The organism is Mesorhizobium sp. M7A.F.Ca.AU.002.02.1.1, from assembly GCF_003998535.1.
Lineage (GTDB): Bacteria > Pseudomonadota > Alphaproteobacteria > Rhizobiales > Rhizobiaceae > Mesorhizobium > Mesorhizobium ciceri.
On record NZ_RZPB01001285.1, the window covers coordinates 1 to 982 of the forward strand.

Consider the following 982-nt stretch of genomic DNA (forward strand, 5'->3'; position numbering starts at 1 on the left):
AGGTAGAGCAGCCAAGCCGGACGGCGGGGCGGGGATATCGATCTTCACGGTATCGCCTGGCTCGATCGGCGTCGTTTCCTCAGCCGTGAGTTCTTGCGAGCCGCTGTCCGTCGTCCTCACGATCTTGAAGATCGGCTTGGCCCTTTCGGCGCGCTCTCTAAGGGCGAGCAGAGCAGGGGCCGTGACCTCGGTATCGTGCAACAACTGCACCGCGGTGTTGGCCTTGCTGGTCACTTCATTGAGCTGCAGTTGCGTCTCGCGCAAGGCAGCAGCGACTTCGCTGGCTTGGCTATTGCCGAGGTTGAGGATCTCGATGTCGGTCTTGCTTATCTCCTGCCTGACTCGCAAGAGCGAGGTCTCGGCAACCAACCTGTCGCTCTGCATCTGTGCGACCGTTCCCTGTAGAGAGAGTTCCCGCGGTGCAACCGCCAGCCCCTTCTGGACAAGGGCCGAAACACCCGCGAGTTCCTTCTGGATAAGTTCGATCTGTTGGTCGTGGAAGGCCATCTGCTGGCCGAGCGAGGTCAGTTCCTTTTCGAGGAAATCCTTGAGTTCGCGCAGGGCACGGAGTTGCGTCGCCATGGCGTCCTTGCGGACGGCGAAGATCTTGCGCTCCTGCTCCATCGCCACCGCGACCGTCTCGTTCGAAGCTCTGTCCTTCAGTTGCGCAGGGAAGGCGATGTCGTCGCTGCCAGCTAGTTCTGATTCCAGCCGTGCTTTGCGAGCGAGCAGACTGACGTTGCTCAGCGCCAACAAACCCACATCGCCCTGACCCACGATGACTTCACGCTCGAGCCTCGACATGTCTTCCTCGCGTGTTCGCAGGCCGCCGGCGATTCCCAGCGCCTGCAGCACCGTCAGCCCGGGCCTGTAGGGGAACTCGCCTGGCTGCGTGACGTAGCCGACAATGTAGAACGGCCTGTACTGGACAATCTCGACAGCGACATCCGGCTGGCGGCCGAGGCCCATGTGCTGCATCAGG

1 protein-coding gene is annotated in these 982 nt (G+C 61.7%); it reads right to left on the reverse strand.

Annotated features, from left to right (window positions below; translation table 11 throughout):
• Positions 1-982, reverse strand: a 982-nt coding sequence (locus tag EN879_RS37165; protein ID WP_127274772.1) for an SLBB domain-containing protein, incomplete at both ends; no start/stop codon positions are given.